This is a genomic window from Mesorhizobium sp. B2-7-2, assembly GCF_006440775.1.
GTDB lineage: Bacteria > Pseudomonadota > Alphaproteobacteria > Rhizobiales > Rhizobiaceae > Mesorhizobium.
Genome location: NZ_VFTZ01000042.1, coordinates 1 through 14,768, shown reverse-complemented (window position 1 = coordinate 14,768; position 14,768 = coordinate 1). Strand labels below are relative to the sequence as shown.

Here is a 14,768-nt window from a genome sequence, read left to right as displayed (position 1 = left end):
TTCGGCGACAACCGAACGTGCCCTCAAGAGAGCATCTATGACCCTGCCCCTCAGTGGCGATAGCGCCTTTTTCCTGGATTTGTATGCACGCTTCGTGAAAGATCCGGCGTCGGTACCAGCCGACTGGCGGGTGAAGCTCGCCTTGATGGAAGCGCCGGCGCACGCCAGTGGCGACAATGGCGACCGCATAGCCGAACTGTTTCGGATTTATGGGCACCGCCAGGCCCGCCTCGACCCTCTTGAAATGAGCGCTCCCGGCCTCATCCCGGAACTGAACTCTATTGAAGGCGGCGAAGATTCCGTTGCCTTGACGCTAGCCGGCGGGGAAGTGAGCCTGCCAAAAGCACAGGCGATCGCCACGCTCGGCTCGATCTATTGCGGCACGGCAGCCATCGAGGCCAGCCATTTACTCGATACCGATGAACGCGCATGGGTCTATGAGCGCTTCGAACGCGAGATCCTCGCCAAAGCTAACGACGAGGTGTATGCGCGCACGCTTGAAGCGGTGATGCTGGCCGACGAATTCGAACATTTCATCAAAACAAAATGGCCGACCAAAAAGCGTTTCGGCATAGAGGGGGCGGAGTCGTCGGCCGTCATCTCTCGCGAGATCTTTCGCTACGCGGCCGAGGTGGGAGTCCGGGAGGTGGTTATCGGCGGCATGCACCGGGGCCGCCTGGCGACGCTTGCGACCGTGCTCGGCAAGCCGCTGCCGGCGCTAATTGCCGAGATCAAGGGGCGCGACATCACCGATGGCGCTGCGGCCTTCACCGGCGACGTGCCTTACCACAACGGCCTGGCTGCGGAGGTCGAGACCGGCGCAGGTAAAGTGGCTGTGCGTCTGCTGCCTCACCCATCCCATCTGATCGTTGTCGCGCCCGTAGCTGTCGGGGCGGCGCGCGCCAGACAGGAGCAGAAGGGGAGGGCGAACGCTGGCACGACCGGTGCCTCGCAGGTCCTACCGTTCCTGATGCATACTGATGCTGCCTTTGCCGGCCAGGGTCTCGTCTGGGAATTGCTCCAGCTTTCCGCGCTGGCTGGCTACAGTGTCGGGGGCACTATCCATCTTATCGTCAACAACCAGATCGGGTTCACGACCCTCCCGTCAGAGGGACGTTCGTCGCCGCATCCGAGCGATATCGGCAAGGCTTTCGGCGTGCCGATCTTCCATGTCAACGGCGAAGACCCAATTGCCGCCGCTGCGGTCGCCCGCGTTGCGGTCGCGTGGCGCAATGCGACAGGGAAGGACGTCATCATTGACCTGGTCTGCTACCGCCGCAACGGCCACAACGAACTCGACGAACCGCGTTTCACACAGCCGCTTACCTGGTCCAAGGTCGACGAGCGGCCGACGCTCAAGCAATTGCATTCGGATCGTGTCAAGGCCGCCTCGGCCACAGCGTTCGATATGGCAGAGGCGAAGCGCAGGGCGTTCCATTTGGCGCTCGACCGAGCCTATACGACATATGACCAGATGAGTAACGGGGAACCGGAGCGCCAAACTGACATTTTTGCCCCGCCGCAGCCCGCTGGCCCCTTCCCCTTCGGCATCGTGACCGGCGTCGCGCGCGATCGGCTGCTGGACTCGGCCCGGCGCATGAGTGCCGTCGGCGACGGCTTCGAAGCCGACCCGAAGGTGCGCAACTTCCTGACGGCGCGGTTGGAGACGATCGAGAAAAACAGCGGCTTCAACTTTGCCACCGCCGAGGCTCTGGCTTTCGCCTCCCTTCTGGACGAAGGCACCTCGGTGCGACTGAGCGGACAAGACAGCGCCAGAGGCACGTTCACGCAGCGCCATCTGGTCTTGCATGACCGGCGCACCGGTCAGACTGCGATGCCTCTCGCGGGCCTGGGCCAGGCCGGCGCGCGCTTTGACGCGGTGAACTCGCCCTTGATAGAGTATGGGGTGCTGAGCTTTGAATACGGAATGAGCCTAGCCGACCCGACGCGACTGGTGGTTTGGGAGGCCCAGTTCGGCGACTTCCTGAATGGCGCCCAGGTGGTCGTCGACCAGTTCATTGTAACTGCCGAGGCGAAGTGGCGGATGAGCTCCGGGCTCATCATTGCCCTGCCGCACGGGCTCGAAGGCCAGGGCCCGGACCATTCCTCGGCTCGTATCGAGCGTATACTTCAATCCTGTGCCGGCGGCAATCTTGTCGTCGCAAACCCCTCGACGCCGGCAAACCTGTTCCACCTCTATCGCCGACAGGTACGGGGCTCGATGCGCAAGCCGCTGTTTCTGATCGCCCCGAAGTCACTGCTGCGCTTACGCGATTGCGTATCGAGGCTTGATGATATCGCCGAGGGAACGTCTTTCCAGCCAGTGATCGTCGAGGCCCCCTGCGCCTCGACGTGCTGCAAGCTGGTGCTCTGCTCGGGCAAGATCGCCTACGCCCTTCGGGCGGCTATGGCGCAAGAGCGCATCAACGACGTGGCGCTGGTCCGCGTCGAACAGCTCTATCCCTTCCCGAGCGAAGCCATCGGCGCGGTCCTCCAGCGGTTCCAGGGCATTCCGATCGTGTGGTGCCAGGAGGAGCCTTCCAATCAAGGGGCATGGTCTTTCATGCGGGATCGCGTGGGCGAAATGGCGCCCGACCGGCCGCTCGCCTATGTCGGACGGCCAGCGATGGCTGCAGCCGCCGGTGGATCGATCGACCGGCATGAGGTGGAGCAAAACGATATTATCGCCTCGGCACTGTCACCTGCCGTTAGCGCTCAGGCCGCGGAATAGGCTCTCGACCTGATCGGGACCATAAGCTAGGCGATCGGGAGGATACAACCGGGATCAACTGCCCAATGTCCGTTTTTGAACCGGTGAGAGCTGTGCAGAGGGGGCTGGCGGTGTTGCGAGCCGTCAGCGAGCATGGACCAATCAATGTGTCGGACATTGCAAACCTCTGCAAATTGCCGCAGCCAACTGTGGTCCGCCTCGTCGAAACGCTGCTCGAGGGCGGTTACGTCTATCGCCAAGCTGGCAAGACGACCTACAAGGTGACCGGGCGGACCCTAGCCCTCAGCCGCGGATATGACCCTCATTATCGCTTGATCGAGCTCGCAATGCCTGTGGTGGAGCAGTTGCATATAGAGATCGGGTGGCCGTCGAATCTGGCGGTCTTCGACGGCGACGCCATGGTGATCGCCTATTCCAACCGCGCCGCGCTGGGATTATCGATCCCAGGCAGGGTTGGTGCGCGCATTCCGCTCGTCGCCACCGGCGTCGGCCTCGTGACCCTTTCGCGCATGTCTCCCGAGGAACGCCGTCAGGCGCTGGCCCGAGGGCAGAGTTCGTCGCGCTGGGATAGCAATCCCACGCTTCTAGCGGCGCTCCCGGAAAGGCTCGAGGACGTCCGTTGCCATGGCTACGCCTTTGCCGAACAGGCTTACCTTGACGAGGTCTACCAGTCACGAATCTGGGCCGTGGCGGTCCCTGTGCCGACCGTGGCCGGTGAATATATCGCCCTCAGCAGCCTGATGCTGCGCATGGCTGGCGACAGGCGGCGGCAGCTCGCCAAGATCCTGCCCAAGCTCACGGCGGCGGCCAACCGCATTGGCCGCCTGCTCTCATCCGATTATTCATGAGGCCAACGCCAGTGCAAAAAGCTCCCGCAACCGCGCTCCTGTCTCAATGCCTTAGAGATCCGCAAGCTGCCTCTCATGCGGGACGACCTTAGACCAGCGAATCGCGCTTTAAGCACGGCATCTTTCTAAGATATAACAGACAGGCATGATCTCGGGACAACACTCGCGACCTGATTGGAGTCAGCCCTTTTGGAACTGCGACAGCTAAGACATTTCCTGATTGTCACGGAATCAGGCGCGCTCTCGAAGGCCTCGAGCATCATTGGAGTCGCCCAGCCAGCCTTGAGTCGCCAGATCAGGCAGTTGGAGGAAGAACTGGGGGTGCAGCTTTTGTATCGCCACGGTCGCGGCGTTCGGGCCACAGAGGAAGGGGCTCAGTTCTATGCCGCCATCGTGCCGGTGCTACGGGAGCTTGATCAGGTCAAATCGGACTTGGTCGCCGCCGCCAAGGTTCCCGCAGGCGACATCGTCTTCGGCATGCCGCCATCCATGAGTGCTGCGATCGGCGCGGAGATCGTGAGCGATTTCTTCGTGCATTATCCGCAGATAAAGCTTCATCTGGTGGACGGCCTTTCCGGCTTCATCAATGAATGGCTGGCCAGCGGCCGCGTCGACATGGCCATCATCAACAATGCACGCAAGGCGCCATATATGCGCATGGACCCCCTGCTCGAGGTCGACCTGCTTTTGTTCGGTCGAAGAAGAGATATTGACGCCATCGCCCCCGACACGGAAACCTTCCCGACCCCTGCGCTGGTCGGCTTGCCGCTCCTGCTCGTCGGCCGCAATCATGGCCTGCGCCGCGAATTGGACGGCGCCATGCAACGGCTTGGCCTTGAGCTTGACATCAAGGCGGAAGTCGATGCTCTGGCGCCGCTCAAGAAACTGGTCCGCGACGGGCATGGCCTGACAGTGCTGCCGCACGGCGTGATCAATTTCGAGGCCAGCAATCCCGAATTCAGCTTCAGGAAGCTGGTCGAGCCCAATCTCACGCAACGCTTCATGCTGGCCTTTTCGCTGCAGAGGCCAACCACACTCGCCATGCGCGAGCTTGCCCGCCGGGTGCGCGTCGAACTTCGCAAGGCCGTCGAAGACGGTCGCATGATGGGACGTCTCAGCAAAGCCTCAATCCCCTATGATGGCTGCGGCGACCTATAACCAAGGGGCATAGCTAGTTTCCCATAACAGGGTCTGTCGCCCGGGCCCGAGAACGCCCATCACAGGCTCGCTTAGTCAGCAACGAAGGGCTCGAGAATGACGTGGCTATCTTCCTTGGCAACCCGCGACCCTGTCGACCGATCCCGGCACGGACTCACGACACACCGCCTGCGCACCCCAAACCGAGCATACTGATGCCTAATTTGGACGTCGAGCGGCTTCGCTCATGGATCGGCCGTGAGGAAAGCGCATCCGATACCATTTCGCCCGATCTGGTTCGACGGTTCAGTGCGGCCATCGATATTAAGGGCGCCGTTCCGTCGCTGGGCGATGCTGCGCCGCTGCTTATCAACTACTGCCTTGCCCCCTCCGCTATGCCAACGAGCTTGCTTGCTGAGGACGGTCATCCAGAGAAGGGCGGTTTTCTGCCCCCGGTCCCGTTGCCGCGACGCATGTGGGCCGGCAGCAGCCTTGCCTTTTCCGGAGCGTTGCGAGTGGGCGACCTGGTCGAGCGGGTCTCGCAGGTGGCCGACGTGGCGGTCAAGGAAGGCCGGACTGGAACGCTTTGCTTCGTAACAGTGGAGCACAAGCTTAGTGTCTTGGGGACAGTCATGATCGAGGAGACGCAGACGATCGTGTACCGAGAGGCAAGCACGGCGCAGGACGCTTCAAACCAGCCGGATACCGAGGCAGCTGCGATGGGATCGCATAACCGGCAGGTCGGCGTCTCCGTTCCGTTGCTCTTTCGCTATTCGGCGCTGACGTTCAACGCCCATCGCATCCACTATGACCGCCCTTACGCCGTCGAGGTCGAGCATTATTCCGGCCTTGTCATTCATGCACCGCTGCAGGCGACACTGCTTTTGAACTATGCGGCCGAATTGAAGGGCAAGCCCCCGTCGAAGTTCGTTTTCCGCGCGGCTTCATCGCTCTTTGATGATGAATCCATAAACCTGCATGCGGCGGAGGAAGACGGAAAAATGAAACTTTGGACCGCGCGTCAAGATGGTCCAGTAGCGATGATCGCGGAGGCAGCCTGGGGATGAGCCTCAGCAACGTCACAGCTGCGAGGCGTGCGGGCAGAGCTTGTGCCGTCATTGCGGCTTGCAGGCGTGGCGGTCGAACCTGTTCTGAGCTCCACCGACCAGGCCGAGCAGATCGCCACACCGCTCGCTAACTCGCGCCTTCGCATCCGCGTGCAGGCGGAGGATCTTAATGCCCGTTCTAACATCACCAGCCTTCCCCACCAGACTGCTAGAGCGAGATGAGATTAGCTCCGGTCATAGCCTGAGTTTGCGAAATAGTTTGAGCATTCGTGTTGAGTGACACGATTGAGGGTTTGGCCGATTGCGTCGCAGACGGCTTCGACGGTTCGCTTTGCCGCTTTTCGCAGCCAGTGCTTGAGCTTGGCGAAGAGCTGTTCGATTGGAGAGATCGGGCGAGTATTTGGGCAGGAAGAAGAGCTTCGCCCCGGCTTTGCGAATGGCGCGCCGAACGGCCTTGCTTTTGTGAGAGCCGAGATTGTCCATCACAACGATGTCGCCCGACTGGAGGGTGGGTACGAGAACCTTCTCGACATAGAGGAGGAACCTCTCGCCGTTGATTGGTCCGTCGATGAGCCAAGGCGCTTCGACGCGATCATGGCGCAGCGCAGCCAGGAAGGTCATGGTCTTCCAGTGGCCATGCGGCACTTTGGCCTTGATCCGCTGTCCGACCGGCGCCCAGCCTCTGAGCGGGGCCATGTTGGTCTTGGTCCAGGTCTCGTCGATGAACACCAGGCGGGTGGGATCGATCCGGTCCTGATACAGAACCCATTGCATCCGTCGGCGCGCAACATCGGGACGATCTTGCTCGCAGGCGATCAGCGTCTTTTTTTGTGAGACAGCTTCTCGGCGTGCACGAACTCCCACACCGAGCGGCAGTCGACCTTCAGGCCGCGCTCGCCGAGTTCGGCCACAAGGCCGCGCAAGGTGAAGTCCTTCTCCCGGCAGCGCTCGACAAGCCAGTCGCGCCACGCTCCCGATACGCCAAATCGAGCAGCCGCCGCAACAACCCGTTCGCGCAGGTCCATCGAATATCCAACCATCCATGCTGGCCTCCGCCCAGCATCAAGGTTGAATCAGATCAACGCTGATTTGGGAATCCCACGACTCCCATAAATCTCATCCCGCTCTAGGGCACTCGTTGGCCTTCTTGCTTCCTGACCCAGGCGCTGTCGAACGAATGCGGACTACGCAACTCCCGCGACACAGATCGCTCCCCGCCTATCTCAACCCGGCATAGCTGATAATAGTAACGCGCGACTGCATTTATAACGGTGCTTGGCTACGATTTCTTCCGCCAGACAGAGAGAGTGAGACTATGCCCAAACGCATCAATTTCGCACGCGGAGTTCCTGCCGAAGAAGCCTTTCCACGCGCGCAGTTGGAGCTCTGCGTCCAAGGGTTGGCGTCATCCCGCGAGGTTGTCGCCTACCAGTATGGGCCCGCGGTCGGGCCCCTGCCGCTGCGGGAATGGCTCGCCGACTATCATGGTGTGGACATGCCAACGTGATGGCTGCTGACGGCTCTGTCGGTCTGTTCGACATTTTGTGTCGCATTTGGCTGAAGCCCGGCAAAACCGTGCTCATCGAGGAGCCTTGCTACGACCGAGTGGTCCACCTGCTGCGCCACTACGGCGCAAATGTCATCGCCATACCGATGGAAGCGGATGGACCGGCGCTCGAGCCGTTGAACGCCGCGGCGCGGCGCGGGCCCGTCTTCATGTATACAGTTCCGGATTTCCAAAATCCAACCGGCACCACGTGGTCATCCACCAAGCGTCAGCATCTTGTCGATCTGGCGAGGACCCATGATTTCCGGATTGTCGAAGACAGCCCCTATCGCTTTCTTCGCTACAAGGGCGCCCAAGAGCCGTCAATCCTCGATATTGGCCGCGATGTAACGGTCCAGCTCAATTCTTTCTCCAAGGTGATCGCGCCTGGTCTTCGCGCAGCCTATCTCATTGCGCCGCCGCATACCATCAGCGCGGCGGCCAAGGTGGCTGAGAGCACCTACGTAACGCCTGGCAACTTCGCGCTCTCGGTGACTGGCGAATGGCTCCGCCGTGGGTTTTTAGGCGATCAGCTTGCCGCCCTTGGGCATCTCTATGCGCCGCGTCTGGAGGCGATGGTCTCGGCACTGGACGAATTCATGGCCGGCCATCGCTATGTGCGGCCCGACGGCGGCGTATTTGTGGGAGTGACACTCGCGCACCCGGTGGATGCTCAGCGGCTGCGCAAGGAGGCCAGCAATGCGGGGCTAGACGTCGCCGATGGCGACGGGTTTTTCGTCAGCAAGCCGTCAGCGACGTTCTCGCGCTTGCCATTCTCCTCGATGGATGAGGTTACCGTGCGCAGGGGCGTAGAGGTCCTGTCAGCATTATTGGGAAGGATCTCGCCAAGCACTAAAGTCGAACAAGTTGATCCCGAGTAATTCGCGGTATCTGGCTTTGCCTTGAAATAGGCCCCCGGACGCTAGAGAGTAATGCTGATCATCGGGCAATCTGTGGGCTCGACTCGCATCGACACCGGAACATTCAATAGGAGCAGGAGCAGTCCAAGTGACAATGAACGAGAACGAGATCCTGGAGCGTGGTGCGGCGCTCGGGGTCAGCGCATGGTCGGATGCATTGGACGAACTCGGAATCAAGGGGACTATTCAGGGCATCGCGCGACGGAGCGGCAGCGGCTGCATGATCGGCTTCGCGGTCACTGCGCGCGAATTAACCGGTGTATTGGGCGATTTTGAGAAGGCCGACTTCGCGGTCGGCCAGCTGATTGAAGCGACGGGCCCTGGCAAGGTGTTGATGGTGGATATGAACGGTGAGCCCATTTCGACAATGGGCGGTCTTGCCGCCATAGCCGCAAAAAATCGGCAGGCTACGGCTGTCGTGATAGACGGCGCCTGCCGAGACTTAGATGAAATTCGCGAAACGGGACTGTGGCTTTCAAGCCGGTGGGTTGCACCTACAACGGGCAAAACCCGGGTGAAGCTTCTTCCAATTGGTTGTGACATCATGATGGGGGGTATTTCAGTATCACAAGGAGATCTTGTGATCGGTGATGATACGGGAATTATGGCTGTACCGCGTGCCCGAGTAGAAGAGATTCTGGCGAAAGCAGAGAGAATAGTAGCTATTGATGCGCAGGTGGAAGAGCGTATTCGCGCGGGCGAGAGTTTTGGCTCAGCCGCTGCTGCGGCCGGCTATATTCCAGCGCGCAAGACTTGAACAATAGCATGACGAGATTGGCCGCGATGACGCTTTCCGCGCGCGAGAATGTCGCCTGCCGCTGGTTAATCTTCTGACAAAGGACAAGGCGGTAGGGTGCGTTCAATCGCCCATATTTGAGCATGCCCGCCTTTACAGCGTCGTGGTCGATAGGTGCAACACTCAGATTCTCGCGCCCCACCGTGGCTCGGCTGCCTAAGAGTGAGTCGGCGGCCGAAGCCGCAATGGGCGACCTCGCTTTCCTGCCGAACAACAGGCTCGACAAACTCTTAGAAGCGACAGCGGTGGAGGAGGCATTATTAATGCCGTGGCGCGGAGTGGCCGGCGCTTCGGATTGGGTAGCTTCAGCGGGCATGCTTGCCTCCAGTGTGAGAGTTTAGCGACCTCACTTTGCCACAGCGCAGGTCGCTATCCACCTCATAGGATTTGGACTCGTTGCCCTGCAGCTACCTCGATGTCCTTGCCGCCACAACAGACAGTAACTATCGGTATTATTTGCGGGCGACAATGACGAGGCGAGGACCATCGGATGTAAACGCTGCGCCTTCCTCCCCATAAGCGTCAACACTTTCGAATCCCGCGCTCCGCAACATGCGAGCGCATTCCGCAAACCCATAGAGTCTAAAATAAAGATGGGTTCGTCTAACGCACCCATTGCGAACGATAAGCCTATCGCAATGCCGACGACCGGTTAGCACCTCGGTGCTCATCATATCGATTCTTAGATCGTCATTACGCTGTGCAACGTAACAGGTAGGCGCCCCGTGGCTTGGCACAGCGAAAATATTTAAGTGATCGATGAGCAGACGCCCGCCTTTTCGAAGTGAGGAGGCGGCTTCACGAAGAACTCTCTCATTGTCCGCGTCGCTGAAATAACCAAACGTCAAATGCCACAGAAAGGCTGCGTCAAATCCATCCCGCCAGGGAAGAGAACGCATGTCGCCAAGAACATATTCGACATCCATCCCGCTTTCTGCCGCATCTGCTTTGGCTTTTTTCAGCAGGATCGGCGAGATATCCAATCCGGTTACCCGCGCTCCTTTCTCCGCCAACCGGTTGGTAATCCGCCCATAACCACATCCGAGTTCAAGAACTGGGCTGCCTTGTGCGAGACAAAGAAGCTTCCAAATTGCGTCTGCTTGCCTGTCACTCGCTTCTGGCGAATGTACGACGTCTCCAAAGTACGAGTAATCCTCATTGAAATATACATCATGTTCATCCGAGCGCTCCGTCGAGCACAATTTATTTGATCTGCCGGTCATACGTTCAAATCTCCAATTTAATTTCGATCAAGTGTACATTGTAAACCGTTGACATTTCTGTAGGTTTTTTGGCTTACCAGAATTCACCTTCGCAAGAGACGGGAAGTCTTCGAACTGTTTTCTCGGTCAGGGAGCAAGCTCTCCAGATGGCCCACGGTGTCGATGAATGAGATCGGCAAACGGGCAATGGAAGATCGCTCGCAAAACGTGTGCCCATGGCTGATAGGTCATTGTGAATGTGGCCTAACTGTTGGGAGGGATGAACAAGCAGTGGAAATGCGTACCCTTGCGTGGTGACATCGAGGTGATTTCCGCCTGCCGTTTGACGGCCTTAGCGGTGCATTCCGCAGTCAGCACGTCTTCTGGCAAAGCGATGACGACAGGACCGGGAACGTCCGTCGTAGCTGCCTGCAGCGAACGCAGCATTGTCTCTGCGGCGTTCTGGAACTGTGATTTCGGCTGTCCATTTGCCGATCGAGCCGAACATATCGCACTCGATTCTGGAAAGGACTCCCGGCGCAGGTCTTGCGCCGCGACTTGCCCCACAATGAGGATAAAGGCGACGCCGTCCAGTTGGGCCGCATGTACCGCAATGAGGCGTTAGGAGCGCCAAGACCGCGGCTGACACAGGCGACGCCGGGCCGACCCGAAGCCTTGCGTCGGTAAGCGCCATGAAATCTGCACCACTTTCAAAAGACAGTTTCGACATCGCTCCGCCCATACAGTGCGTCAAGGAGGCCAAGTTAGCTCTCGCCAGGCACGCAGAACACGCGATCTATCTTATGTGGAATAAATGTATCGACGATATGCTCGCCAACAGTTGCCATATGCAGAACTCCATTAATCGGTGCAATTTGACTTCTTCTGTCAAATCCGCCAGACGCAGGCGAGGGTAGGCCAGCCAAAGTGACTGGAAGGCTCGAATGTATCAAAATTCCACACACTGTGTTTGCGCAGCCAACCCTTTTGTCGCAGCCACCCGCTGCGAGGAAGTGCCGGACTCATCCTAATCAGACACTATAACTTCTAGTTACATACGGTGAACTCATAAGGCGTACAAAACTGCTATAATACACAGTAAACTCAACCGCGTCGCCGACTTTAAGTAAAGTTGCACCGGGCGTTTGTTCAACAATGGTGTGATCGCTACTGCTATCTATCACCCGCAGGTCGCTTTGAATCGGGCGCAGTGCGCGAATATCCGTATCAAGATTCCCTATCTCAAGCAGCGCGATTGGTCGATCACATAGAACCTTGGTTTGGATCACCTTGATTTCAAGCACGGCGGTATCCGTCGCGAGTCCGGGCAGAGCCGGCGTGTCGTCGACGCTAGTTAGACGCCCGATGATTGGCATTGTTCCCAATCGAAGATGATTGAGACCTGACGGAACAAATCCGGACTTGAGAATGTGATCATACACAAGCGAGGTGGCGAACGACTTAGCCTTCAAAACACGTCCAAGCGCACTTTCTACCTCGTTGCATATCTCTCCAAAGCGCCCCAGGGTGGTCTCCACGAAGGCCGGGTCGCTTGCATGCATAAAATAAATACCCAATCCGTAAAGCTCAACATGCGCCATCCTCTCGACTTCATCGCAGGCGCGCAGAAGCTCATTGGGCTGAAAGCCTTCCCGGCCGGTACCGAGGTCAAGCATGAGGATTACACGATGCGGAGCAGGCGGCCGTAATTGTTCGACCTTCCGGATCGTATCCAGATCGGATTGCAAACTGCCATTGCACAATTCCACCATTCGCTCACGCTGGTCCGGCGCTGGCGACCGAAGAAGCCAGAATTCCCCTTCTATGTTTGCCTCTCTCAGGCGCTCGAGGTTGCTCATCCGGGAATCCCCAAACTGCGAGATGCCGGCGGCCGCAATCGCCCGAACTATGTTGGGGTCACCGCAGCAGCTTTTGACAACGACCATTAAGGAATGGCCGTTGTGTCGCAAAGCTTCCCGAATAATTGCTGCATTGTGGGTGATTTTCTGAAGTTCAATTTTTAGAAGTGGGCCGAAGCTCATCACGGCGTTCCGATCCTTCTCCTGAGTTTGCGCGGTACCCCCAGATTGCTCATTGTTTCTCTCTTTTCGATGCCCGTGGCCTCTTGTACGTATGGCAGACCATTACCTCTTGTGCCCTCAACCAGGATGAATGCTCTCCTTGCCATGGGTTGTTGGTTCCGATCTTGCATGCTTGGGCTGCAGGTCCGATCGTCAGGTCTTTTATGCGCACCTGACCTCTATATTTATAGCGTTGTCAGGAGCTCCTCAGTGTGAAGATACTGCAAAATAGTTTGAAGAAAAACGATCGTGGTCGAGTAGGGCAGCCATTCGGCTTTCGCCCTCACAGGTCCTGGCGGGCGGATTTCCCGCATCAATGTGCTCAAACACATTTGATGCGTAATGTGGCTTCGGTAGAAATGGTGGCGTCACAGGAGTCGCGGCGATCGCCGGAAGGTAGAGAATGCAATCCGGGGCCATAATCAAAGGTTCGCATGGCTGCACGCCAGGATCGGTCCTCGGCGATCGCTTCCGACCTGTTCAGGCTATGGGAATTTGCCGCGCATTTCAAGGAAGTCAAAACTCCGAGGTGATCCGATATGCAACGTCACGACGTGCCGCACTCGAACACTTCCTCAACGACGGACGGGCGAACTCGATTCCACTATCGTCGCGCGCCACCATCAGGCCGCAAACAAAAAATCAGAAAGGTCTCTTCGTTGGCTCCGAAGGCAGTGGACGTGTGTGGGGACCATAGCAACCACGTCGCAGACGGCAAAAAAAGTGAACGGTATTCATCCAATCGTCTAGCTCCAGCAAACCCTTCAGCGCATCGCCAAGGGGCTGGACAATCGCCCGCATCGATCGGCTCGTGTGGTGGAACTTCAGCCGGATACGCTAGGAGCTAACGGCTCCATACCCCCCGTCCCGAGCAAAACCTCGCAACCGATTCTTCAAACGAATTTACAGAAACTTTGCAGTCGTCAATCGCCGAATATAGTACGTTCTCCGCAGCGTCTGTGATCATGCAAAACTGAAACAGCTGATCCCAACTTACGCTCGGACTACCGCACAGTATGCAACGGAGGTCGACGGAGATGGCAAGAAGAGCGCTCATCCTAGTTGAAGGCCATAGGGGCAATGGTCTGCAATACATCCAGGAGGCCCAGCGTCTCGGGCTTGATCCAATTGCCCTAGCGGCAGATCCAACCCAGTACGACTATCTTGCCGCAGAAAGCATTGAAGCTATTCGGATCGATACAGGCAATCTCGATGCGCTGGTCCGCGAATGTCACCGGCTGAGTGCTATATATGACATTGCTGGCATTACTGGCTTTGCGGGCGGCGATGAATCTGCCTCTGTGACAGTCGGCAAGCTCTGTCGACAGTTCGATCTACCGGGGCCGAACCCCGCATCAATCGAACGTTGCTGCGACAAATTCGTTCAACATCAGCTCCTCGCGGAGGCCGGCGTTCCAATGCCGGCTTATCGCTTGGCAACGGATGCGGCGGGGGTAGAAAGCTCTGCCGCGGAGATCGGCCTTCCGGTGATTGTTAAGCCAGCGGTAGGCAGCGGCAGCATCGGAGTCCGATTGTGCCGCAATGCTGATGAAGTGGCCGAACAAACAAGCTATTTGTTGAGCGGCAAGCACATATGGCGATCCTCCCCGAGGATACTGGTCGAGGAATTCGCACAAGGCCCCCATTATAGCGTCGACACAATGGGGAATGAGGTCGTTGCCATTGCCATCGCTGACTTCGGCCTCCCGCCTCATTTTGTCTGTCATAAGTACACCTATCCGGCCGTGCTGACTGATGACGAAGATAAGCGTATCGTCGAAGTCTCGCTGAGCTGTCTGCGGGCTCTCAACCTCGGCTGGGGGCCAGCGAACATTGATCTCCGATGGACGAAGCTTGGCCCAGTCGTGATTGAAGTTAATCCACGCCTCGGTGGCGCTCCCGCACCTCAACTGGTTCAGCTGGCTTACGGTGTCGATCTTATCTCCGAGCACATCAAACTTGTCATTGGCGAAGAATGGGATTTACGCAGAAAGCGTTCCCACATTGCGGCCGCGCGGATCATGATTCCCGACCGCGATGGTATCCTCAATTGGATCAAAGGCGGCAATCGGGCGGCTGCGGTACCAGGTGTCGCCGAGGTCAAGTTGCATGTCGAACCCAAGGCGCTGATCATCAGGAAAGGCGATTACCTGGACCGCATCGGATTTGTTACCGCCGCTTCACCCAGCCTTGCTCGGACGGAAGCCATACTTCAGCGTGCAGTCGACTTAATCGATTGGTCGATCACACCATTCCTGACCACTGGCGAACCGGAGCAATCTGCAGAACGCCATCCTCCCCTTCGCTAGCTCTAGATGACACTGACACTGCATTTGAGGATTGCTTCATGTTTCATGTGTTCAGTAAGACCGTATGTCCGCTTCTGCCGGTGAGGTGGCTCACCCTACACTGCGCGTCCGAGGGTTGCTCGGGCGGTCCG

General features: G+C 58.2%; 9 protein-coding genes and 1 pseudogene. 7 read left to right on the top strand and 3 right to left on the bottom strand.

Annotation, left to right across the window (positions count from 1 at the left end):
- The first annotated feature begins 37 nt into the window (after positions 1–37).
- The 4 genes from FJ425_RS30430 (at position 38) to FJ425_RS30415 (ending at position 5,783) form a co-directional block, all read left to right on the top strand.
- Positions 38–2,731: a 2-oxoglutarate dehydrogenase E1 component gene (locus FJ425_RS30430; RefSeq protein ID WP_064994931.1), complete on the top strand. Its 2,694-nt coding sequence runs from the start codon at positions 38–40 to the stop codon at positions 2,729–2,731.
- A gap of 65 nt (positions 2,732–2,796) precedes the next feature.
- On the top strand, positions 2,797–3,579 hold the full coding sequence (locus FJ425_RS30425) for a helix-turn-helix domain-containing protein (protein ID WP_064994932.1): 783 nt from the start codon (positions 2,797–2,799) through the stop codon (positions 3,577–3,579).
- A 174-nt stretch (positions 3,580–3,753) separates the two neighbouring features.
- Positions 3,754–4,737: a LysR substrate-binding domain-containing protein gene (locus FJ425_RS30420; RefSeq protein WP_084016104.1), complete on the top strand. Its 984-nt coding sequence runs from the start codon at positions 3,754–3,756 to the stop codon at positions 4,735–4,737.
- A gap of 194 nt (positions 4,738–4,931) precedes the next feature.
- A complete protein-coding gene (locus FJ425_RS30415; RefSeq protein WP_064994934.1) occupies positions 4,932–5,783 on the top strand; it encodes a MaoC family dehydratase N-terminal domain-containing protein in 852 nt (283 codons plus the stop codon).
- A 224-nt stretch (positions 5,784–6,007) separates the two neighbouring features.
- On the opposite strand, the pseudogene FJ425_RS30410 reads toward FJ425_RS30415, so the two are convergent.
- A pseudogene (locus FJ425_RS30410) lies at positions 6,008–6,760 on the bottom strand (IS630 family transposase); the annotation flags it as partial.
- 529 nt (positions 6,761–7,289) lie between these two features.
- Here FJ425_RS30410 and FJ425_RS30405 point away from each other — a divergent pair.
- Both FJ425_RS30405 and FJ425_RS30400 read left to right on the top strand, forming a co-directional pair.
- Entirely contained in the window at positions 7,290–8,210 is a 921-nt protein-coding gene (locus FJ425_RS30405; protein ID WP_064994936.1) for a PLP-dependent aminotransferase family protein, read from the top strand.
- Between the two features lie 133 nt (positions 8,211–8,343).
- A complete protein-coding gene (locus FJ425_RS30400; protein ID WP_198327544.1) occupies positions 8,344–9,006 on the top strand; it encodes a hypothetical protein in 663 nt (220 codons plus the stop codon).
- 491 nt (positions 9,007–9,497) lie between these two features.
- Here the strand turns inward: FJ425_RS30400 and FJ425_RS30390 are convergent, their stop codons facing one another.
- A complete protein-coding gene (locus FJ425_RS30390) occupies positions 9,498–10,268 on the bottom strand; it encodes a class I SAM-dependent methyltransferase (RefSeq protein ID WP_084016108.1) in 771 nt (256 codons plus the stop codon).
- Between the two features lie 1,010 nt (positions 10,269–11,278).
- Complete coding sequence (locus FJ425_RS30380; protein ID WP_084016112.1) at positions 11,279–12,289, bottom strand: alanine racemase; 1,011 nt, start codon at positions 12,287–12,289, stop codon at positions 11,279–11,281.
- Between the two features lie 1,076 nt (positions 12,290–13,365).
- Between FJ425_RS30380 and FJ425_RS30375 the strand changes: the two genes are divergently transcribed.
- Positions 13,366–14,637, top strand: a complete 1,272-nt coding sequence (locus tag FJ425_RS30375) for an acetyl-CoA carboxylase biotin carboxylase subunit family protein (RefSeq protein ID WP_064994946.1) — start codon at positions 13,366–13,368, stop codon at positions 14,635–14,637.
- The last annotated feature ends 131 nt before the right edge of the window (positions 14,638–14,768 follow it).

Excerpts from the sequence above, each read along its gene's own strand:
- FJ425_RS30375 (WP_064994946.1), top strand. The coding sequence starts at position 13,366 with ATGGCAAGAAGAGCGCTCATCCTAGTTGAAGGCCATAGGGGCAATGGT.
- FJ425_RS30390 (WP_084016108.1), bottom strand. The coding sequence starts at position 10,268 with ATGACCGGCAGATCAAATAAATTGTGCTCGACGGAGCGCTCGGATGAA.
- FJ425_RS30425 (WP_064994932.1), top strand. The coding sequence starts at position 2,797 with ATGTCCGTTTTTGAACCGGTGAGAGCTGTGCAGAGGGGGCTGGCGGTG.
- FJ425_RS30415 (WP_064994934.1), top strand. The coding sequence starts at position 4,932 with ATGCCTAATTTGGACGTCGAGCGGCTTCGCTCATGGATCGGCCGTGAG.
- FJ425_RS30380 (WP_084016112.1), bottom strand. The coding sequence starts at position 12,289 with ATGAGCTTCGGCCCACTTCTAAAAATTGAACTTCAGAAAATCACCCAC.
- FJ425_RS30430 (WP_064994931.1), top strand. The coding sequence starts at position 38 with ATGACCCTGCCCCTCAGTGGCGATAGCGCCTTTTTCCTGGATTTGTAT.
- FJ425_RS30405 (WP_064994936.1), top strand. The coding sequence starts at position 7,290 with ATGGCTGCTGACGGCTCTGTCGGTCTGTTCGACATTTTGTGTCGCATT.
- FJ425_RS30400 (WP_198327544.1), top strand. The coding sequence starts at position 8,344 with ATGAACGAGAACGAGATCCTGGAGCGTGGTGCGGCGCTCGGGGTCAGC.